The organism is Streptomyces sp. NPDC027663 (assembly GCF_055566415.1).
The window spans coordinates 266,705-287,397 of the sequence record NZ_JBVHSK010000007.1 but is presented as its reverse complement, the minus strand read 5'-3'; the positions used below and the strand labels follow the sequence as shown (position 1 = coordinate 287,397).

Genomic DNA, 20,693 nt, shown 5'->3' with positions numbered 1-20,693 from the left:
CAGCGTCCGTACGGTGCCAGGCATGGCTACGAAGACAGCGGAAGGCGCCACGGCCGGCACCGAGGCGCGCAAGGACGACGAGACGGCGGCGGCCGCCTCCGCCGAGGAGACGCGGACCCCGGAGGGCCGGGAGGCCACGGACGCCGGGGAACGGGGCGCCGGGGATCAGGCTCCCGAAGCGGCGCAGGCCACACAGGCCGCGGAGGCCCGGGACGGCGAGGACGGCGCGGAAGCCGCCGGTGACGAGGCACCCTCCGGCGTCGGCCAGGGCGCCGGCGCCGTCGTCTCGGCGGCGCTGGGCCTGGTCTCCCTCAGCGGCGGCTGGATCGGCACCGTCGCATCCGCCCGCGAGCAGCTCGTCGGCCAGCTGCAGACCTCCACCACGGCCGGCGTCGCCCAGCAGATCAAGGAGGTCTACGGCGACGCCTGGCACGCCACCGCACTGTGGGCCGGCCTGTTCGCACTTGCCGCGCTGCTCACCGGCGTCGCCGTCCTGGCCCGGCCCGCGTTCGGCACCCCGGGCCGCCCGCAGGCCGGCTGGATCAGGTCGGTCGCCTGGGCGGGTGTCTCGCTCGGCGCCATCGGTCTGCTCCTGGCCGTCCTGAAGTACTCCGACGCACTGCTCGGCCTGCCCTCGGCCGGCTGAGGACCGCAGGTCGCAGGGGCCTTAGGGAGTCCGGTACCACCTTATGGACGCCCTGAGGCCCCTTACGCGCGCGTGCGGACCGCCGGCGGCCCGAAGATGCGGAACTCTCCCGATGTGGCGCACCCCCCTGAGGAACGAAGGTGGAGGCATCGCAGAAAGCGACGCACGACACCGACTCTCCGAAGGAGACGCCATGTACGCGCTCGACCTCCACCGGGTCCGCTCCGCCGAACTCCGCCGTGCGGCCCAGCAGGAGCGCCTGGTCCGGGAGGCCGTACGGTTCCGCCGCGCCGCCCGCCGGGCGGAGTCCGCCGGCGACGCCGCGGCCGCCGAGTCCCATACCGACCGGCCCCGCCGGCACCGGCTGCCGCACACCGCGTGACCACGGGTGCGGAGGGCGGCCGTACGGGGGTCGGCCGCTCGTCCCAGGGCCGTACGACTCCTCAGCGGAGTCGTACGGCCCTTCCGCCTGACGGTACGACAGATCCGGCCACCGATACGACGATCGCACCGGTGCTGTGGAAAACGGGTGCCCTGCCGTCCCGGCCCCGTGCGATGCTCGGGCCCGTGGAGACCAGGTCCGTCAGTCCCGTGTTCGTCGGCCGCACCGACGAGTTGGACACACTGAACGACGCGCTCGCCCGTGCCGCGGCGGCCGAGCCGCAGGCGCTGCTGCTCGGCGGTGAGGCGGGCGTCGGCAAGACCCGGCTCGTCGAGGAGTTCGCCTCGGCCGCCGCCCGGAGCGCGGTCGTCGCCGTCGGCGGCTGCGTGGAGATCGGTGCCGACGGCCTGCCGTTCGCACCCTTCTCCACCGCGCTGCGCGCCCTGCGCGACGCGCTGCCGGAGGAGTTCGCCGCCGCCGCGGCGGGCCAGGAGGAGGAACTGGCCCGACTGCTGCCCGACCTCGGCGAGGCCGGCGCCGGCCGCCACGACGAACAGGGCATGGCCCGCCTGTTCGAACTCACCGCCCGGCTGCTCGAGCGGGTCGCCGCCGCCCACGCCGTCGTGCTCGTCCTGGAGGACCTGCACTGGGCCGACGCCTCCACCCGCCACCTCCTCGCCTACCTCTTCCGCACCCTGCGCGCCGGCCGCCTCCTGGTCCTGGCCACCTACCGCTCCGACGACATCCACCGCCGCCACCCGCTGCGCCCCCTGCTCGCGGAACTGGACCGGCTGCGCACCGTCCGCCGCATCGAACTCGCCCGCTTCACCCGCGAGGAGGCGGGCCGCCAGATCGCCGGCATCCTCGCCGCCGAACCCGACCCCGCCCAGGTCGACGAGATCTACGAACGCTCGGACGGCAACGCCTTCTTCATCGAGGAACTCGCCGTCGCCGCCTGCGACGGCAACTGCACCGGCCTCACCGACTCGCTGCGCGACCTGCTCCTGGTCCGGGTCGAGGCACTGCCCGAGAGCGCCCAGCGGGTCGCCCGGATCGTCGCCGAGGGCGGCTCCACGGTGGAGTACCGGCTGATCGCCGCCGTGGCCCAGCTCTGCGAGGACGACCTCATCGAGGCGCTGCGCGCCGCCGTCGGTGCCAACATCCTCACCGTCACCCGGGCCGGCGACGGCTACCGCTTCCGGCACTCCCTGGTCCGCGAGGCCGTCGCCGACGACCTGCTGCCCGGCGAGCGCTCCCGGCTCAACCGCCGCTACGCCGAGGCGCTGGAGACCGACCCCACGCTCGTCCCCGCCGACGCCCGCGTGATGCGCCTGGCCAGCTACTGGTACCACGCGCACGACGCGGCGAAGGCCCTGCCCGCCGTCCTCGCCGCCTCCGTCGTCGCCCGCCGCCGGCACGCCTACACCGAACAACTCGGCCTGCTGGAACGGGCGATGGAGCTGTGGGACAGCGCCCCGGAGGAGGTGCGTGCCGCCCTGCGCCCGGTGGACTACACCGAGGTCTACCCCCCGTGCGGCTGCGCCCCGGCCACCACCCCGCTGCGCTACCTCGACCTGATGGCCGAGGCGGCCGTGGCGGGCCGCTTCGGCGGCGAACGCGAACGCGCCCTGAAGATCACCAAGCGGGCCGTGCGCCTGCTGGAGGACGAACAGGACCCCCTGCGCGCCGCCTGGTTCTGGGTGCAGCGCTCCCGGCTGGTGCAGGCCATGGCCCGCGGCGACGGCTGGCAGGAACTGGCCACCGCCCAGGACCTGGTGCGCGGCCTGCCGCCGTCCGACGTGCACGCCGAGGTGCTGGCGGTCGCCGCCAACTGGTCCATGCAGCACCGGCCCGGCCCCGAGGCCCTCGTCGCCGCCGAACGCGCCGTGGAGTACGCGCGGATGGTGGGCGCCCGGGAGACCGAACTGCACGCCCTGCTCACCCTGGGCGGCCTGACGGTGGAGGCCGGCGACCCCGACACCGGCCTCGCCCGGATGCGGCAGGTCCTGCGGGCGACCCGGGAAGAGGGCCTGCACCCGGTCGCGGGCCGCGCCTATGTGAACCTGCCGTCCGCGCTGCGCAGCGTCGGCCGGGACCGGGAGGCCGTCCCGCTGCTGCGCGAGGGCATCGACTTCTGCCGCCGGTACGGACTGCTGGACTCCGGCGCCTGGGCCTGGGGCAACCTGTCCGACGCCCTCCACTCGCTCGGCCAGTGGGACGAGGCCGCCGAGGCCGCCGCGCACGCGACCCGCGGCGACCACAGCGCCAAGCCCCGCGGCGCGGGCGCCCTGCGTCTGGCCCACCTCGCCCTGGACCGCGGCGACCTCGCCGAGGCCGCCCGCCAGCTCGCCTCCGCCCGCGCCTGGTACGGCACCCACGACCCCAGACCCCAGCAGTCGCTGCCGCTGGCCCGCATCGCCCTCGGCATCGCCGCCGCGGAGGGCCGTACGGCCGACGCCCGCGCGGTCCTGTTCCCGGCCCTGGACGCCGGTTTCCCGCCCGGCACCCATCGCTTGGCCTGGCCGCTGCTGCTGGCCGCCGCCACCGCGGAGGCCGACGCCCGCACGCTGCCCGCCGCCCAGCCCGGCCGCGCCGAGATCCTCGACCGCCTCTGGGCGGCCGCGCAGACTCTCACCACCGGTGTCCCCCTCTGGTCGGCCTACGACCAGTGGACCCGGGCCGAACTGCTGCGCGCGGAGGGCCGGGACACCGCGGACACCTGGACGCCGGTCGTCACCGCCTTCGAGTGCCTGGACCGCCCCTACGACCTCGCCCAAATCCGTCACCGCCTCGCCGGGGCGCTGCTGGCGGAGGGCGGTGACGGGGAACGCGAGCGTGCGGTGGAGCTGCTGCGGACGGCCGCCGCGGTCGCCGCGCATCTCGGCGCCCGCCCCCTGGCCGACGCGGTCGCCCGCCTCGCCCAGCGGGCCCGCCTCGCCCTCGGCCGGGGGCCACGGCAGCATCCACAGCCGGACTCCGCCCCCGCCGACCCGGCCGCGGCGCTCGGCCTCACCAGCCGGGAGCGGGACGTCCTCGGCCTGGTCGCGGCCGGCCGCACCAACCGCCAGATAGCCGAGGAGCTGTTCATCTCCCCGAAGACCGCGAGTGTCCATGTGTCCAACATCCTGAGCAAGCTCGGCGTCTCCGGCCGGGGCGAGGCGGCGGCGGTGGCGCACCGGCTGGGAATGTTCGCTGCCGGGACGCTCGCCGCCGGAACGCAGGGGTGAGACCTACGCTGGAGGAAAACCGGCAGTGAGGGGGAGCCGTGTTCAACGTCTTCGAGGAACTGTTCGCGCCCGGCCGCAAGCACACCCGGGACGAGCAGAACCGGCTCGAACTGACCCGCGAGGACGTCGGTGACAACGATCCCGGCCGCGGGCCCATAGACCTCGAGTCCGGAAAGGCGGTGATACGCCTGCCGGAACGGTCACCGGCCGAGGGGACGGCGGCCCGGGAGACGGCGGCCGAGGATCCGGCGGCCGAGGATCCGGCGAAGCCCGCCCGGTCCGAGGCGGCGCCGGCCGAGGCGATGTCGCGGAAGGGTTCCCCAGACGTGGTTGCGTCGGCCGAGGCGGATCCGGCCCAGGCGGCCCTGGGCAAGGCGGCCCTGGCCCAGGCGGATCCGGCCCAGGCGGCCCCGGGCAAGGCGGATCGGCCGGATGCGGCGCCGCACGAAGCGTGACGGAGCGAGCCGGGGCTACTTCACCTGTACCTCCAGCACCCGGTCGTCGCCCTTCTTCGGGGTGCCGCGGCCGTCGGTGTTGCTCGTCACCAGCCAGACCTTGTCGCCACCCGCAGGGAGCACCGTGCGCAGCCGGCCGTAGGCGCCCCGGAGGAACGCCTGCGGGTCGGCCGAGGCGGACGTGCCGTCCAGCGGGATGCGCCACAGGCGTGCGCCCTTCAGGCCCGCCATCCAGATCACGCCGTCCACGTAGGCGATGCCGCTGGGGGAGGCGTCGTCGGTGTGCCACTGGGCCAGCGGGTTGTGGAAGCCGGCTTCGGAGGACTTGCCCTCGGCCTTCGGCCAGCCGTAGTCGTCACCCGGTTTGATCGCGTTCAGCTCGTCCCAGGTGTCCTGGCCGAACTCCGAGGCGAACAGGCGCTGTCGGTCGTCCCAGGCCAGGCCCTGGACGTTCCGGTGGCCGTACGAGTACACCGGCGAGCCGGCGAACGGGTTGCCCGGCGCCGGTTCGCCCTCCGGGGTCAGCCGCAGGATCTTGCCGCCCAGCGACTTCCGGTCCTGCGCCAGGCCCCGCTGCCCGCTCTCGCCGGTGCCCGCGTACAGCATGCCGTCCGGACCGAACGCGATCCGGCCGCCGTTGTGGATGAAGCCCTTGGGGATGCCCTTGAACACCGTGTCCGGGGCGCCCAGTTGCTCACCGGCTGGCTTCCGCTCGTCGTACAGCATGCGGACGATGCGGTTGTCCGAGGCCGAGGTGAAGTAGGCGTAGATCATGTGGTCCGAGGCGTAGCCGGGGGAGAGGGCGATGCCCAGCAGGCCGCCCTCGCCGGCCGCCGAGACGCCGGAGACCGTGCCCAGCTCGGTCTTCCGGCCGGTCTTCTCGTCGATCCGGGTGATCGTGCCCTCGTCACGGGAGGAGACCAGCAGACCGCCTCCGGGCAGCGCGGCCAGTCCCCACGGTGTCTTCAGGCCCTCGGCCACCGTGCGCAGCACCTTCACCGAGCCCTTGGCCGGGGGCGCCGACCCGGTGGCCTGCCCGGACGGGCCGGCGCCGGACCTCGTAGCAGCCGGTGTCCTGCCCGGCGAGTCCCCGCCACCGGACGAACAGGCGGCCGTCAGCAGCAGGGCGGTCGCGGCCAGGACGGCGGGTACAGCTCGACGTCGCACGATCACGGTCCCTTCGAGGCGTTGGTCCCACGCAGGCTCTCTCCCACTCATACTCCGCCCGCGCCGCCCGGGTTCCCGATCCCGGGAAACCGACGGCAGGAACCTCAGTCCCAGGACCCCTGGGCCGCCGGCAGCCGGGACACCTCCGCCAGATCCTCCCCGGTCAGCCGCAGCCCGGCGGCCGCCGCGTTCTGAGCGGCCCAGCGCTCCTGCTTGGTGCCCGGCAGCGCGATGACGTGGCGGCCCTGCGCCAGCACCCAGGCCAGCGCCACCTGGGCCGGGGTGACGTCCTCGCCGTGCCGGCGGGCGACGCGCCGCAGCCCCGCGACGATCGGCTGGTTGGCCGCCATCATCTCGGCGGTGAACCGGGGATGCCGGGCGCGCACGTCGTCCGGCTCGAAGCCCTCGCCCGGCGTGAGCGTGCCGGTCAGGAAGCCGTTGCCCAACGGCATCGCGGCCAGGAAGCCCACGCCACGCGCCTCGCACCACGGCAGCAGCGCCCGCAGTGCCTCCGGCGACCACGCCGACAGCTCCGCCTGCACCGCGCTCACCGGGAACACCTGCTGCACCCGCTGCAACTGACGCAGCGTGCCGTCGTACAGCCCCCCGCCCGAGCGGCGCCCACCGCGCGCCCCCACCGCGCACAGGCCGAGCGCCCGTACCTTCCCGGCCCGCACCAGGTCCGCCATCGCGCCCCACGTCTCCTCGACGGGCACCTCGGGGTCGGCACGGTGCAGTTGGTAGAGGTCGATCACGTCCGTCTGCAGCCGGCGCAGCGAGGCGTCACAGGCCCGCTTCACATAGCCGGGGCGGCCGTTGGCCACGATGTGCTGCTCGCCCACCAGAAGCCCCGCCTTGGTGGACACGAAGGCGTCCCTGCGCCGCTCCTTGAGGACCCGGCCGAGCAGCAGCTCGTTGGTGAACGGGCCGTACATGTCCGCCGTGTCGAGGAGGTCCGAACCCAGGTCCAGCGCCCGGTGCACGGTTCTGAGCGACTCGTCGCCCCGCTGCCGCGATCCGCTGTACGCCCAGCTCATGGGCATGCATCCGAGTCCGACGGCCCCCACCGCGAGTCCCCCCGCGCCGATCGTCCTGCGCTCCACCTGCTCGTGAACCTCCCTCTGGCCGGCCACCAACCTAACCTCTGCACGCACAGGCGCCTGACATAGCCTCCTCGCATGACTTCAGACGTGTGGCTTCCCATTCCGCCGGAGGAGATCGAGGGGCTGCCCGAGGGCCCCCGGTACCTGTTCTGGGACGGGGGAAAGGACGGTGACCAGCCATTTCCCGGCGACCCCGCCGAGTGTGCCGTGTACGTGGTGCCGTACATGAAGCGGTGGCCGGTGAAGGTGCGTCCGCTGGAGCAGCTGACGAACGTCCGGGTCATCCAGACGCTCACCGCCGGTGTGGACGACATCACCGCACGGCTGTCGTCGATCGTGCCGGGCGTGCAGCTGTGCAACGCGCGGGGGGTGCACGAGACGAGCACGGCCGAGCTGGCGCTCACCCTGACCCTCGCCGCGCTGCGCGGCATCCCCGGATTCGTGCGCGCCCAGGAACAGGAGCGCTGGGAAGGCGTGTTCCGGCCCTCGCTCGCCGACAAGAACGTCCTCATCGTCGGCTACGGGTCCATCGGAGCCGCGATCGAGGACCGGCTCGTGCCCTTTGAGGTAGCGCGGGTGGCGCGCATCGCGCGCTCCCGGCGCACCACGGCGCGCGGTCTTGTGCACCCGATCACCGATGTGCTCTCACTGCTTCCGGAAGCCGACGTCGTGATCCTCTGCACGCCGCTCACGGAGGCCACCAGGGGCCTCGTCAATGCCGGCTTCCTGGCACGGATGAAGGACGGGGCGCTGCTCGTGAACGTCGCGCGCGGCCCCGTGGTCGACACGAAGGCGCTGCTGGCCGAGGTGGAGACGGGACGCATCACCGCCGCCCTGGACGTCACGGACCCGGAGCCGCTGCCGCCGGGACATCCCTTGTGGCAGGCGCCCGGCGTGCTGATCAGTCCGCACGTGGGCGGGCCCTCCTCGGCCTTCCTGCCGCGCGCCCAGCGGCTGCTCGCCGACCAGTTGACCCGGTTCGTGAACGGGGAACCCCTGCGGAACGTGATCCTCACGACGGGAGCGAACGGGCACCCATAGGCTTCCGGGCACCCTCCGCAATCTCTCGGACGCGGGCCGTACCCGCATCCTCGCTGGTCGTCACGGAGCGTAGAGAAGCTATGTCCCTGAGTGACGATCCTGGTGTATCGTCCCGGACAGGGGCAGCGCCGCCGACCTTCGGCGCCGGGGATGGACATTTCAGATTTTGTGAGGGGGGCGACGGGCGATGCACGGCCTATGGACGAACGATCCGACGCGGCGGAGCCGCCGACGGCGACCCTGGCGGACGGCCGCGCGCCGACGCGGCCATCACACCGGCCAGCACAGCCATCACCAGCGCAGGCACAGCGGTCGACGCAGGCAGGCGCATCCAGCGAGCCGGAACCGCCGGGACCCGGGAGCGGCGCGGACGGGGAGGCCCCGGTGAGCGCGCCGTCCTCGGTCACGAGCCCCCTCGACAGGGCCGTGCGCGCACCGCACCCGCAGCCGCCGCCGCTCCGGCCGGCCGCCGGCCGGAGCCCGCGTCTGGCGGAGCAGCTCGTGCTCGCCCTCGTCTGTGCGGCCTACGGCGTCGGAGCCGCGTTCGGCTGGGGCACCGAGGCAGTCGCGGACATCATGGGCGACTTCGGGCTGAGCGCGGCGGCCGGCACCGCCGCCGTCTCCTGCTTCCAGTACGCCCGTGGCTCACGCGTCCGCTTCCGCTCCGCCTGGCTGCTGTTCGCCCTCTCGGCGACGATGACCTCCCTGGGCAACGCGGTCTGGGGGTGGTACGAGGTCGTCCTGGACACCGACGTGCCCAGCCCCAGCTACGCGGACCTGTTCTTCCTCTGCTTCGCGCCGCCCGCCATCGTGGGCCTGCTGGTGCTCGCCAAGCGGCCGGTGACGAGGGCGGGCTGGATCTGCCTGGGGCTGGACGCCTGGCTGATCGGCGGCTCGCTGCTCACCCTCTCCTGGAGCCTCGCCCTCGCCCAGACGGCCAGGTTCGAGGGGTCCAGCGTGTCGCAGGCCGCACTGTCGCTGGCGTACCCGCTGCTGGACATCGCGCTGGTCAGCATGGTCCTCGCGCTGCACTTCCGCCGCGCGCCGGGCAACCGCACGGGGGTGAACACCGCGATCGGCGCGCTGGCGCTGACCGTCATGTGCGACGCGCTGTTCACCTCGCCGCTGCTGCACAGCAGTTACCGCTCCGGGCAGCTGCTGGACGCCGGCTGGTTCGCCGGCTCGCTGCTGCTCGCCTACGCCCCCTGGGCCGCCCCCCGGGGCCGCGGGGCGCAGGAGACACGCACGGCCGACGGGCACACGCGCGTGGTCCACGAGCACGTGCCGGGACAGCGGAGCACGGGCCACCACCCCGCCGCCCCGCCCGCGCCGGACGGAGAGCACAGCCGGTACCCGGCGTCCGCGCCGGGAGGCGAGCCCGGCCGGTATCCGGCGTCCGCGCCGGGAGGCGAGCACAGCCGGTATCCGGCCGGCCGGCCGCTCACCGGCTCCCTCGCCGCCCTCACGCCGTACCTCGCCGCCGCCGTGTGCACCCTGGGCATCCTGTACAACGTCCTCAACGGCCGCAGGCCCGACCATGTCGTGCTGATCACCGCGGGAGCCGTGGTGCTGGCGCTCGTCATGCGGCAGGGCATCATGCTGCTGGACAACATCACCCTCACCCAGGAACTGGCGCAGAAGGAGAACCACTTCCGGTCCCTGGTGCAGGGCTCCAGCGACGTCATCATGATCGCCGCGCCCAACGGCATCCTGCGGTACGTCTCCCCGGCCGCCGCCGGGGTCTACGGCCGGCCCGCGGAGGAGCTGGTGGGCACCGAGCTGGCCGCTCTCATCCACCCGGAGGACCTGGGCTGCGTGGTGCACGAGGTGCGCCGCTTCCTCGCCGCCAACCCGGTCGGGGAACCCACTACGCGCATCGAGTGCCGGTTCCGCTCGGGCGACGGCGGCTGGCTCAACGTCGAGTCGACCGTCAACCGTCACCACGGCGGGCTGATCTTCAACAGCCGGGACGTGACCGAAAGGGTGCGACTGCAGGCGCAGTTGCAGCACAACGCCGAGCACGACCCGCTCACCGACCTGCCCAACCGCGCCCTGTTCACCCAGCGGGTGCAGCAGGCCCTGTCCGGCCGCCGGGCCACCGACCGGGGCGCCGCCCTGCGCGGCACGGCCGTGCTCTTCATCGACCTGGACGGCTTCAAGGCCGTCAACGACACGATCGGACACCAGGCCGGCGACGAGCTGCTCGTGCAGGCCGCCCGCAGACTCCAGGACGCGGTCCGGCAGGGGGACACCGCCTCCCGGCTGGGCGGCGACGAGTTCGCGGCCCTGATCGTCGGGGACGGCACCCGGGACCGTGCCGCCCGGGAACGGAACATCCTGGAGCTCGCCGACCGCCTCAGGGTGACCCTCTCCCATCCGTACCCCATCGACGGCAACGATGTCCGGGTCAACGCCTCCATCGGCGTCGCCTTCGCCGAGCCGGGCCTCGGCGCGGGAGAACTGCTGCGCAACGCCGACCTGGCGATGTACCGCGCGAAATCGGCCGGAAAGGGCCGGGTCGAGCTGTACCGGCCGCAGATGCAGCAGGACGTCGTCCGCAAGGCGGAGCTGGCCACGCGCCTGCGTGCCGCGCTCCACGACGGCGAGTTCGCGCTGCTGCACCAGCCGGTGGTGTGCCTGCAGAACGGCCGCATCACGGCGGTCTCCGCACAGGCGCGCTGGCGTTCCTCGCAAGGGGTGCTGTTCACGCCGGCCGAGTTCCTCCGGGTGGCCGAGGACGGTGACAAGACCGCCGAGCTGGACCGCTGGATCCTGCAGGAGGCCGTGGAGCAGGCCGCCGAGCGGGCCGCCACCGGGGCCGTCGTGCCGGTGGCCGTCCGGATGAGCGCCCGGCGGCTGCTGGACCGCTCGACGCCGATGGGGTCCGTGGAGGCGCTGCTGAACCGGCACGGGCTGCCGCCCGGGGCGCTGGTCCTCGAACTGTCCGACACCGATCCGCGGCTCTCCCTGGATGAGCTGGAGCGCCGCCTGACCACGCTCAGCCGGCTCGGGGTGCGGATCGCGCTCGACGGCTTCGGCAGCGGCTACGCGGCCATCACGGCCCTGCGCAGGCTGCCCGTGGACACCCTCAAGCTCGACCGGAGCCTGGTCGAGGGCGTGGTCGAGTCCCCGCGCCTGTACAAGATCACCAGCGGGCTGCTGCGGATCGCCGGCGATCTCGGGCTCCAGTCGGTCGCCGAGGGCGTGGACCTGCCGGAGCAGGTGATCGCACTGCGCGCCATGGGCTGCACCCATGGGCAGGGCATGGCGTTCGCCGGGGCGCTGGACGAGTACCGGCTGCGCCGGGCGCTCGGATCCGGCCACTACCCGGTGCCGCACGCCCCGGCGGAACCGGCGTTCGCCGGCAGCGCGCGCGAGCCGAACAGGGTGTACACAGGGGGTGTTACCGCAGTCCTCGGAGGCGGCAGTGCCCGTCGCTCACATTCTGAGACTCCCGTCCCACCTACTTGACACGTGGTGCGTGCCGGGGGGAGGGTCAGTTCCATGCGCACCCGAATTCTCGTACTTGGACAGCGCGTCGGCTGAGCTGGGAACCACCGGAGGACGATCCGGATCCCCAGCGACCTCACCGGCGCGCTCCCCTCGCTTGCCTCGCGGCACGAGGGGTTTTTTGTTGCACGAGTGACTTTCGTGCAGCGCTTGAACTCCGCCCAAACCTCGCAAAAACCCTCAGCATCGAGAAGAGAATGCCGATGACCGAGCAGGCCACCGGGGCCCACCATCCGCAGCCGCGGCCCCGTTCCGGAGGACAGCAGTCCGCCCCCGTCGAGCACGTCACGGGTGCGCAGTCCCTCATCCGCTCCCTCGAGGAGGTCGGCGCGGACACGGTATTCGGCATTCCCGGCGGTGCGATCCTCCCGGCGTACGACCCGCTGATGGACTCCACCCGGGTGCGTCACGTGCTGGTCCGCCACGAGCAGGGCGCCGGCCACGCGGCCACGGGGTACGCGCAGGCCACGGGCAAGGTCGGCGTCTGCATGGCCACCTCGGGCCCGGGTGCGACGAACCTGGTCACGCCGATCGCCGACGCGCACATGGACTCGGTGCCGCTGGTCGCCATCACCGGCCAGGTCGCCTCGAAGTCGATCGGCACGGACGCCTTCCAGGAGGCGGACATCGTCGGCATCACCATGCCGATCACGAAGCACAACTTCCTCGTCACCAAGGCCGAGGACATCCCGCGGGTCATCGCGCAGGCGTTCCACATCGCCTCCACCGGACGCCCGGGCCCGGTCCTTGTCGACATCGCCAAGGATGCCCTCCAGGCGAAGACCACCTTCTCCTGGCCGCCCACCATGGACCTGCCCGGCTACCGCCCGGTGACCAAGCCGCACGCCAAGCAGATCCGCGAGGCCGCCAAGCTGATCACCTCCGCCAAGCGGCCCGTCCTCTACGTCGGCGGCGGTGTCCTCAAGGCCCGCGCCACGGCCGAGCTGAAGGTCCTCGCCGAGCTGACCGGAGCGCCGGTCACCACCACGCTGATGGCACTCGGCGCGTTCCCCGACAGCCATCCGCTGCACGTGGGCATGCCCGGCATGCACGGCAGCGTCGCCGCGGTCACCGCGCTGCAGAAGGCCGACCTGATCGTCGCCCTCGGCGCCCGCTTCGACGACCGCGTCACCGGCAAGCTGGACAGCTTCGCCCCGTACGCCAAGATCGTCCACGCCGACATCGACCCGGCCGAGATCGGCAAGAACCGCGCGGCCGACGTGCCGATCGTCGGTGACGCCCGCGAGGTCATCGCCGACCTGGTCCAGGCCGTGCAGAAGGAGCACAGCGAGGGCGGCAAGGGCGACTACACCGCATGGTGGAGCGACCTGAACCGCTGGCGCGACACCTACCCGCTCGGCTACGACCAGCCGGAGGACGGCTCGCTCTCCCCGCAGGCGGTCATCGAGCGCGTCGGGCAGCTCGCCCCCGAGGGCACGATCTTCGCTGCGGGCGTCGGCCAGCACCAGATGTGGGCCGCGCACTTCATCCAGTACGACAAGCCCGCCACCTGGCTGAACTCCGGCGGCGCCGGAACGATGGGCTATGCGGTCCCGGCGGCCATGGGCGCCAAGGCCGGCGCGCCCGGGCAGACCGTCTGGGCGATCGACGGCGACGGCTGCTTCCAGATGACCAATCAGGAGCTGACCACCTGCGCCCTGAACAACATCCCGATCAAGGTCGCCATCATCAACAACGGCGCCCTCGGGATGGTCCGCCAGTGGCAGACCCTGTTCTACAACCAGCGCTACTCCAACACCGTGCTGCACAGCGGCCCCGACGACGTCAACCCGCAGGCCAAGGGCACGCGCGTGCCGGACTTCGTGAAGCTGTCCGAGGCCATGGGCTGCGTGGGCCTGCGCTGCGAGCGCCCGGAGGACCTGGACAAGGTCATCGAGGAGGCCAACTCCATCAACGACCGCCCGGTCGTCGTCGACTTCATCGTCCACGAGGACGCGATGGTGTGGCCGATGGTCGCCGCCGGCACCTCCAACGACGAGATCATGGCCGCCCGGGACGTCCGCCCCGACTTCGGCGACAACGAAGACGACTGACCTTCAACAGGCAAGGAAGAGCAGAACCAATGTCCAAGCACACGCTCTCCGTCCTGGTGGAGAACACGCCGGGCATCCTCGCCCGGATCGCCGCGCTGTTCTCCCGCCGCGGCTTCAACATCGACTCGCTCGCGGTCGGTGTCACCGAGCACCCCGACATCTCCCGCATCACCATCGTGGTGGGCGTCGAGGACCTGCCGCTGGAGCAGGTCACCAAGCAGCTGAACAAGCTCGTCAACGTGCTGAAGATCGTCGAGCTGGAGCCGGGCCAGGCCGTCCAGCGCGAACTCGTTCTGGTGAAGGTCCGCGCCGACAACGAGACCCGCTCCCAGATCGTGGAGATCGTCCAGCTGTTCCGCGCCAAGACCGTGGACGTCTCCCCGGAGGCCGTGACCATCGAGGCCACCGGATCCGGCGAGAAGCTGTCCGCCATGCTCAAGATGCTGGAGCCGTACGGCATCAAGGAGCTGGTCCAGTCCGGCACGATCGCGATCGGCCGCGGTGCCCGTTCGATCACGGACCGCTCGCTGCGCGCGCTCGACCGATCTGCGTAAGGCTGAAAACGGGCGGCCGCAGAAGCGCCGGTCGCCCGTATGCCGAGACCCCGGAACTTCCGTCCCGCCCACCGTCATACGGTGGGACGCACAACCTGCACATCAAGGAGAGAACCCAAAGTGGCCGAGCTGTTCTACGACGCCGACGCCGACCTGTCCATCATCCAGGGCCGCAAGGTCGCGGTCATCGGCTACGGCAGCCAGGGCCACGCCCACGCCCTGTCGCTGCGTGACTCCGGTGTGGACGTGCGTGTCGGTCTGCACGAGGGCTCGAAGTCCAAGGCCAAGGCCGAGGAGCAGGGCCTGCGCGTGGTGACCCCGGCCGAGGCCGCCGCCGAGGCCGACGTCATCATGATCCTGGTCCCGGACCCGATCCAGGCCCAGGTCTACGAGGAGTCGATCAAGGACAACCTCAAGGACGGCGACGCCCTGTTCTTCGGCCACGGCCTGAACATCCGCTACGGCTTCATCAAGCCCCCGGCCGGCGTGGACGTCTGCATGGTCGCCCCGAAGGGCCCGGGCCACCTGGTCCGCCGTCAGTACGAGGAGGGCCGCGGCGTCCCGTGCATCGCCGCCGTGGAGCAGGACGCCTCCGGCAACGCCTTCGCGCTCGCCCTGTCGTACGCCAAGGGCATCGGCGGCACCCGCGCCGGCGTCATCAAGACCACCTTCACCGAGGAGACCGAGACCGACCTGTTCGGTGAGCAGGCCGTCCTCTGCGGTGGCACCGCGGCCCTGGTCAAGGCGGGCTTCGAAACCCTGGTCGAGGCCGGCTACCAGCCGGAGATCGCCTACTTCGAGTGCCTGCACGAGCTGAAGCTGATCGTCGACCTCATGTACGAGGGCGGCCTGGAGAAGATGCGCTGGTCCGTCTCCGAGACCGCCGAGTGGGGCGACTACGTCACCGGCCCGCGCATCATCACGGACGCCACCAAGGCCGAGATGAAGCAGGTCCTCGCCGAGATCCAGGACGGCACCTTCGCCAGGAACTGGATGGACGAGTACCACGGCGGCCTGAAGAAGTACAACGAGTACAAGCAGCAGGACTCCGAGCACCTGCTGGAGACCACCGGCAAGCAGCTGCGCAAGCTGATGAGCTGGGTCGACGAGGAGGCGTAAGCCTTGAGGACAGGGGCCGGGGCGGACTGCTCCGGCCCCTGTTGTCCACCCCGTCCAGCGCCGCACGAGTGATCCTTCCGTGGAGGCGTAATACGATCCCCGCCCCGCTACTAGACTGCTGCACAACAACGCGTCAGGCCCACAGCGTCGTGCGTCTTCCGCGGCTAGCCCCCCTCCTCCGCCTGCGGCCGTCGGGACGGCCGTCCGCATCGCACATGTGAGGACTCACGTGAGCTCGAAACCCGTCGTACTCATCGCTGAAGAGCTGTCGCCTGCCACCGTCGACGCACTCGGTCCGGACTTCGAGATCCGGCACTGCAACGGCGCGGACCGCGCCGAACTGCTGCCGGCCATCGCCGAGGTGGACGCGATCCTGATCCGCTCGGCCACGAAGGTCGACGCCGAGGCCGTCGCCGCCGCGAGGAAGCTCAAGGTCGTCGCGCGGGCCGGTGTCGGCCTGGACAACGTCGACGTCTCCGCCGCCACCAAGGCCGGCGTGATGGTCGTCAACGCCCCGACCTCCAACATCGTGACCGCCGCCGAGCTGGCCTGCGGTCTCATCCTCTCCACCGCCCGCAACATCCCCCAGGCCAACGCCGCGCTCAAGAACAGCGAGTGGAAGCGCAGCAAGTACACGGGCGTGGAGCTGGCCGAGAAGACGCTGGGCGTCGTGGGCCTGGGCCGCATCGGTGCCCTGGTCGCCCAGCGCATGTCGGCCTTCGGCATGAAGGTCGTCGCCTACGACCCCTATGTGCAGCCCGCGCGGGCTGCGCAGATGGGCGTCAAGGTGCTGTCCCTGGACGAGCTGCTCGAGGTCTCCGACTTCATCACCGTCCACCTGCCCAAGACCCCCGAGACCCTCGGCCTCATCGGCGACGAGGCGCTGCGCAAGGTCAAGCCGAGCGTGCGCATCGTCAACGCGGCCCGCGGCGGCATCGTGGACGAGGCGGCGCTGTTCGCGGCGCTGAAGGAGGGCCGGGTCGCCGGCGCCGGCCTCGACGTGTACGCCAAGGAGCCGTGCACCGACTCCCCGCTCTTCGAGCTGGACCAGGTCGTGTGCACCCCGCACCTGGGCGCCTCCACCGACGAGGCGCAGGAGAAGGCCGGTATCGCCGTGGCCAAGTCCGTCCGCCTCGCCCTCGCCGGCGAGCTGGTGCCGGACGCGGTCAACGTCCAGGGCGGTGTCATCGCCGAGGACGTCAAGCCGGGCCTGCCGCTCGCCGAGCGCCTCGGCCGCATCTTCACCGCGCTCGCCGGTGAGGTGGCGGTACGGCTGGACGTCGAGGTCTACGGCGAGATCACCCAGCACGACGTGAAGGTGCTGGAGCTGTCCGCGCTCAAGGGTGTCTTCGAGGATGTCGTCGACGAGACGGTGTCGTACGTCAACGCCCCGCTGTTCGCGCAGGAGCGCGGTGTCGAGGTGCGCCTGACCACCAGCTCCGAGTCCGCCGACCACCGCAACGTGGTGACCGTGCGCGGCACCCTGGGCACCGGCGAGGAGGTGTCGGTCTCCGGCACGCTGGCCGGCCCGAAGCACGTCCAGAAGATCGTCGCGGTCGGCGACTACGACGTCGACCTCGCGCTCGCCGAGCACATGGTCGTCCTGCGCTACGAGGACCGTCCGGGTGTCGTCGGCACCGTCGGCCGCATCCTCGGCGAGGCGGGCATCAACATCGCCGGCATGCAGGTCGCCCGTGCCCGCGCGGGCGGCGAGGCGCTGGCCGTGCTCACCGTCGACGACACGGTGACCTCCGGCGTGCTGGCCGAGGTGGCCTCCGAGATCGGTGCGACGTCCGCCCGCTCGGTGAACCTGGTCTGAGTTCGCCCACCCTCCCGGCCGACCCGGTCGGCCGGGAGGGATGAACTCGTTCCTCCGAGAACGCCGGACGGGCTGAGATTTCTCAGCCCGTCCGGCGTTTTTCCGTGCTGTCCTACCGGTCGCCCCCGGCCTCGGCCCCGGCCTTCCGCAGGCTCACCGCCGCGCCCACCGACGCCAGCGCCGTGAGAACCGCCCCGGCGATCGCCGCGGCCTGGAAGCCGCTGGTGAACGCCTCCCTGGCCGTGGCGATCAGGGACTCACCGGTCCGGCCGGGCAGGTGCGCGGCCGTGACGAGGGCGTCGCCGAGGGTCTCGCGGGCCGCGTCCGGCGCGGTGGACGGCATCTCGTGGCGGTAGACCGCCGTACCGATGGAGCCGAGGACCGCCATGCCGAGCGCGCCGCCGAACTCGGTGCCCATCTCCAGCAGCGAGGAGGCCGTGCCCGCCCGCTCCACCGGGGCGCTGCTCATGGCGAGGTCGACCAGCTGGGACGTGATCGCGACCATTCCGCAGGCCAGGACCCCTGCGCCGGTCAGCACCAGCCACAGTGAGTCGGTGCCGATGAGGGCGAGCAGCGAGTAACCGGCCGTCATGGCCGCGAAGCCGCCGGCGACGACGTGTCCCCGGTTGACGCCACGCTGGACGAGCTGCGCGGTGAGGGGACCGGCGAGACCGATGAACACCGAGGGCAGCAGGCTCCACAGTGCGGCGGCGAGCGGGCCCTTGCCGAGGACCGACTGCAGGTACTGCGTGGTGAAGATCGCCGAGCCCAGCATGGCGAGGGCGGCGACGAGGTTCAGGACCAGCGCCGGGGCGAACCCGTGGCCCTTCAGCAGGGCCGGCGGGATCAGCGGCGATGTGCTGGTGCGCTGGCGGTGGACGAACAGGGCGGCGAAGAGCAGACCGACGGTGACCGAGACGACGTACTGCGGGTGCCAGCCCTCGGAGGGGATCTCCTTCAGGCCGTAGATGACCGGGAGCACGGCGGCCATCGACAGCGGGACGCTCAGCCAGTCGAAGCGGCCGGGCTCGGGGTTCTTCGACTCGGGCAGCAGCACCGGGCCGAGGCCCAGCAGCAGGACCATCGCGGGCAGGTTGACCAGGAAGACGGAGCCCCACCAGAAGTGCTCGACCAGGATGCCGCTCATCACCGAGCCGAGGGCGATGCCGCCGGTCATCACGCCGGACCACAGTCCGATCGCCTTCGCCCGCTGGGCCGGGTCCGTGAACAGCGTGCGCAGCAGGGCCATCGTGGACGGCATCAGGGTGGCGCCGCCGATGCCGAGGATCGCGCGGGCCGCGATCAGGGTCTCGGCGCTGTTCGCGTAGGCCGCGAGGAGGGAGGCGCCGCCGAAGGCCGCGGCGCCCGCCAGGAGGAGCTTGCGGCGGCCGATGCGGTCGCCCAGCGAGCCCATCGTCATCAGCAGGCCGGCCAGGACGAAGCCGTAGACGTCGAAGATCCACAGCTGCTGGGTGCCACTGGGATGCAGGTCGGCGCTGATCGCGGGGGTCGCGAAGTACAGGACCGACACGTCCATCGAGACCAGGAGCAGCGGCAGCATCAGCACACCGAGCGCGGTCCACTCGCGGCGTCCGGCGCGGACGGGGGCGTTTTCGGCGCCGGCGGAGGTGGTGCTCGTCGAGTTCGTCATGCCGAGAACCGTACAAGCGTCTTAAACGCTTGTCTAGAACGAATGTATAAGTCACGCGTCTAGGACAGTTGTATGGACGGCGGAGTAGGGTGGGCGCATGGGACACCGTGAGGATCTGCTCGAAGGCGCCAAGCGCTGCCTGCTGGAAAAGGGGTTCCTGCGTACGACCGCGCGGGACATCGTCAAGGAGTCGGGGACGAACCTGGCGTCGATCGGCTATCACTACGGGTCGAAGGCCGAGCTGCTGGTGCAGGCCTACATCTCGCTGATCGAGAGCGTGGGCGAGCGGTTCGACCCCGGTCTCGGTGGAAAGGTGACACAGCCTCCCGGGTCGCTGGAGCGCTTCCAGGAGGTGTGGACGAGCATCATCCGTACGGTGCCCGAGTCCCGCGCGATCTGGCTGCTCAGCTTCGAGCTGATGTTCCAGGACGAGCGTCTGGAGGAGGTGCGCAAGCTCCTCGCCGAGGCGCAGAGAGAAGGCCGCGCGGGGCTCGTCGCCATGTTCAGTGGCATCCCGGAGGCGGAACTCGACCAGGAGGCGGTGGAGACCGAGGGCCGCGTCTACCAGACGCTGCTCAACGGCCTCATGGTCCAGTGGCTCTTCGACCCGGCCTCGGCCAGTACCGCCGAGCAGCTGACGGAGGGGCTGCGGCGGGTGATCGCCGGAGTCCGCAAGGACTGATCCGGCCGCCGGCTCAGCCGGCGTCGTCCCGCCCGTCCGCCGTCCCCGTCGTACGGGGATCAGCGGCCGGCGTACGGTCCCGCACCGCCGGGACCAGCGCGCCCAGCATCACCGCGGCCGTCGCCGCGAACGCCCACGGATAGCCCGTGTGCCCGGCCAGCACGCCGAACGCCGCCGCCCCCGCACCCATGCCGGCGTCGTAGGCGAGGTTCCACAGGGCGGTGACCGTGCCGTAGGAGGGACCGGAGACCCGGCCGTACAGGAGCGTGAGGGTGGCGTTCTGGGTGATCCCGAAGCCGGCCCCGAAAACCAGCGCTCCGGCGACGAAGGCGGCCGGACTCCAGGTCGCCGCGGTGAGCGCGATCCCCGCGGCCGACACGATCAGCCCCGGCACGACCAGCCGCCCGGAACCCCGCCGGTCGCCGTACCGGCCGGCGGCCCAGCGGGCCGCCGTCGCGGCGGCCTGATGCAGCAGCAGGGCCGCGGTCACCGCACCCGCCGAGGCGGCTTGGGCCGCGAGCGGCAGGAACGTGACCAGGATGCCGGCGGCGAGCGCGGTCGCGGCGAGGACGAGGGCCGGGCGCAGCAGACCCGCGGTGCGCAGGGCGGCGGTCATGCCGACGGCCCGCCGGCCCGCATCCCGGGACGAGGCCGGCCCGGCGGGCTCCTCGTGCCGCAGGCCGGGCACCGACACGATCGCCACCAGTGCGGCCGCCCCCGCCGCCACGGCGACCGCCCCGTACCCCGCGTGCCCGGCCAGCCACACCCCGAGCGGCAGCGCGACCAGGGACGGCACCCCGCCGACCACTCCGACGAGCGCGAGCCCCTCGCCCCGGCGCTGCGCCGGGATCAGTGCCGCGGTCATGGCGCCGCCCGCGACGAGCGTGACCGCGAACCCCAGACCCCGCACCAGGCACATCGCCACGGCCCAGGCCGGTTGGGCGGACACGGGCAGAGCCAGGGCAGGGCAGCCGAGCAGGAACAGCCCGGCCATGAGCGGCCCCCGGGTGCCGTACCGGGCGACGATCCGGGGCGCGATCAGTTCGCCCAGCACCGTGGACAGCATGAGCGCCCCGGTGACCAGGCCCGCCGCACCGCGCCCTCCGGCCGCTCCGGCATGGGCGGGAACGGCCGACAGCAGCAGGTAGAAGCTCACCGAGGCGCCGACCATGCTCACGAAGCGCAGCAACAGCGGGCGGGTCAGCAGAGGCGGCCGGGCGGCCGAACCGGCCGTCTGCGCAACGGAGTTCGCGGATGTCGTCATGCCGCCGACGCTAGGCGGC

Annotated in this window: 15 protein-coding genes; 11 read left to right on the top strand and 4 right to left on the bottom strand. The window is 72.4% G+C overall.

The annotated features are described in order from the left end of the window. Positions 1-22 precede the first annotated feature (22 nt). The 4 genes from ACZ4SF_RS21285 (at position 23) to ACZ4SF_RS21270 (ending at position 4,710) form a co-directional block, all read left to right on the top strand. A complete protein-coding gene (locus ACZ4SF_RS21285; protein ID WP_468386590.1) occupies positions 23-646 on the top strand; it encodes a hypothetical protein in 624 nt (207 codons plus the stop codon). Positions 647-839: 193 nt separating this feature from the next. After that, positions 840-1,028 carry a hypothetical protein gene (locus ACZ4SF_RS21280; RefSeq protein WP_468386587.1) on the top strand — a complete coding sequence of 63 codons (189 nt, stop codon included), beginning with the start codon at positions 840-842 and terminating at the stop codon, positions 1,026-1,028. A gap of 173 nt (positions 1,029-1,201) precedes the next feature. After that, positions 1,202-4,255: a helix-turn-helix transcriptional regulator gene (locus ACZ4SF_RS21275; RefSeq protein ID WP_468386816.1), complete on the top strand. Its 3,054-nt coding sequence runs from the start codon at positions 1,202-1,204 to the stop codon at positions 4,253-4,255. A 38-nt stretch (positions 4,256-4,293) separates the two neighbouring features. Continuing rightward, a complete protein-coding gene (locus ACZ4SF_RS21270) occupies positions 4,294-4,710 on the top strand; it encodes a DUF6191 domain-containing protein (RefSeq protein ID WP_468386584.1) in 417 nt (138 codons plus the stop codon). Positions 4,711-4,725: 15 nt separating this feature from the next. Here the strand turns inward: ACZ4SF_RS21270 and ACZ4SF_RS21265 are convergent, their stop codons facing one another. Next, positions 4,726-5,883: a PQQ-dependent sugar dehydrogenase gene (locus ACZ4SF_RS21265; RefSeq protein WP_468386582.1), complete on the bottom strand. Its 1,158-nt coding sequence runs from the start codon at positions 5,881-5,883 to the stop codon at positions 4,726-4,728. Between the two features lie 98 nt (positions 5,884-5,981). Continuing rightward, entirely contained in the window at positions 5,982-6,980 is a 999-nt protein-coding gene (locus tag ACZ4SF_RS21260; protein WP_468386813.1) for an aldo/keto reductase, read from the bottom strand. 75 nt (positions 6,981-7,055) lie between these two features. Here ACZ4SF_RS21260 and ACZ4SF_RS21255 point away from each other — a divergent pair, with 75 nt between their 5' ends. The 6 genes from ACZ4SF_RS21255 (at position 7,056) to serA (ending at position 17,077) form a co-directional block, all read left to right on the top strand. Beyond that, the gene (locus tag ACZ4SF_RS21255; RefSeq protein WP_468386580.1) at positions 7,056-8,021 is read left to right on the top strand and encodes a 2-hydroxyacid dehydrogenase; all 966 of its coding nucleotides are present in this window, start codon (positions 7,056-7,058) and stop codon (positions 8,019-8,021) included. 384 nt (positions 8,022-8,405) lie between these two features. Then, complete coding sequence (locus ACZ4SF_RS21250; protein ID WP_468386577.1) at positions 8,406-11,492, top strand: putative bifunctional diguanylate cyclase/phosphodiesterase; 3,087 nt, start codon at positions 8,406-8,408, stop codon at positions 11,490-11,492. Positions 11,493-11,734: 242 nt separating this feature from the next. Further along, entirely contained in the window at positions 11,735-13,585 is a 1,851-nt protein-coding gene (locus ACZ4SF_RS21245; protein ID WP_468386574.1) for an acetolactate synthase large subunit, read from the top strand. A 29-nt stretch (positions 13,586-13,614) separates the two neighbouring features. Further along, positions 13,615-14,139: an acetolactate synthase small subunit gene (ilvN, locus tag ACZ4SF_RS21240; protein ID WP_201843191.1), complete on the top strand. Its 525-nt coding sequence runs from the start codon at positions 13,615-13,617 to the stop codon at positions 14,137-14,139. A 120-nt stretch (positions 14,140-14,259) separates the two neighbouring features. Further along, on the top strand, positions 14,260-15,258 hold the full coding sequence (gene ilvC / locus ACZ4SF_RS21235) for a ketol-acid reductoisomerase (protein ID WP_468386572.1): 999 nt from the start codon (positions 14,260-14,262) through the stop codon (positions 15,256-15,258). 229 nt (positions 15,259-15,487) lie between these two features. Then, on the top strand, positions 15,488-17,077 hold the full coding sequence (serA, locus tag ACZ4SF_RS21230) for a phosphoglycerate dehydrogenase (protein ID WP_468386570.1): 1,590 nt from the start codon (positions 15,488-15,490) through the stop codon (positions 17,075-17,077). 112 nt (positions 17,078-17,189) lie between these two features. Here serA and ACZ4SF_RS21225 read toward each other — a convergent pair whose 3' ends face one another. Then, positions 17,190-18,728, bottom strand: a complete 1,539-nt coding sequence (locus ACZ4SF_RS21225) for an MFS transporter (RefSeq protein WP_468386568.1) — start codon at positions 18,726-18,728, stop codon at positions 17,190-17,192. Positions 18,729-18,825: 97 nt separating this feature from the next. Between ACZ4SF_RS21225 and ACZ4SF_RS21220 the strand changes: the two genes are divergently transcribed. Further along, positions 18,826-19,410, top strand: coding sequence for a TetR/AcrR family transcriptional regulator (locus ACZ4SF_RS21220; RefSeq protein WP_468386565.1), 585 nt, complete (start codon positions 18,826-18,828; stop codon positions 19,408-19,410). Positions 19,411-19,423: 13 nt separating this feature from the next. Here the strand turns inward: ACZ4SF_RS21220 and ACZ4SF_RS21215 are convergent, their stop codons facing one another. Further along, positions 19,424-20,674 (bottom strand): MFS transporter, encoded by a 1,251-nt coding sequence (locus ACZ4SF_RS21215; protein ID WP_468386562.1) that lies wholly within the window; start codon positions 20,672-20,674, stop codon positions 19,424-19,426. Positions 20,675-20,693: the final 19 nt, after the last annotated feature.

What these genes read in the sequence shown, in the direction of transcription:
- ACZ4SF_RS21215 (WP_468386562.1), bottom strand. Translation starts at nt 20,674, where the DNA reads ATGACGACATCCGCGAACTCCGTTGCGCAGACGGCCGGTTCGGCCGCC.
- ACZ4SF_RS21275 (WP_468386816.1), top strand. Translation starts at nt 1,202, where the DNA reads ATGCTCGGGCCCGTGGAGACCAGGTCCGTCAGTCCCGTGTTCGTCGGC.
- ACZ4SF_RS21255 (WP_468386580.1), top strand. Translation starts at nt 7,056, where the DNA reads ATGACTTCAGACGTGTGGCTTCCCATTCCGCCGGAGGAGATCGAGGGG.
- ACZ4SF_RS21285 (WP_468386590.1), top strand. Translation starts at nt 23, where the DNA reads ATGGCTACGAAGACAGCGGAAGGCGCCACGGCCGGCACCGAGGCGCGC.
- ACZ4SF_RS21225 (WP_468386568.1), bottom strand. Translation starts at nt 18,728, where the DNA reads ATGACGAACTCGACGAGCACCACCTCCGCCGGCGCCGAAAACGCCCCC.
- ACZ4SF_RS21220 (WP_468386565.1), top strand. Translation starts at nt 18,826, where the DNA reads ATGGGACACCGTGAGGATCTGCTCGAAGGCGCCAAGCGCTGCCTGCTG.
- ilvN (WP_201843191.1), top strand. Translation starts at nt 13,615, where the DNA reads ATGTCCAAGCACACGCTCTCCGTCCTGGTGGAGAACACGCCGGGCATC.
- ACZ4SF_RS21280 (WP_468386587.1), top strand. Translation starts at nt 840, where the DNA reads ATGTACGCGCTCGACCTCCACCGGGTCCGCTCCGCCGAACTCCGCCGT.
- ACZ4SF_RS21245 (WP_468386574.1), top strand. Translation starts at nt 11,735, where the DNA reads ATGACCGAGCAGGCCACCGGGGCCCACCATCCGCAGCCGCGGCCCCGT.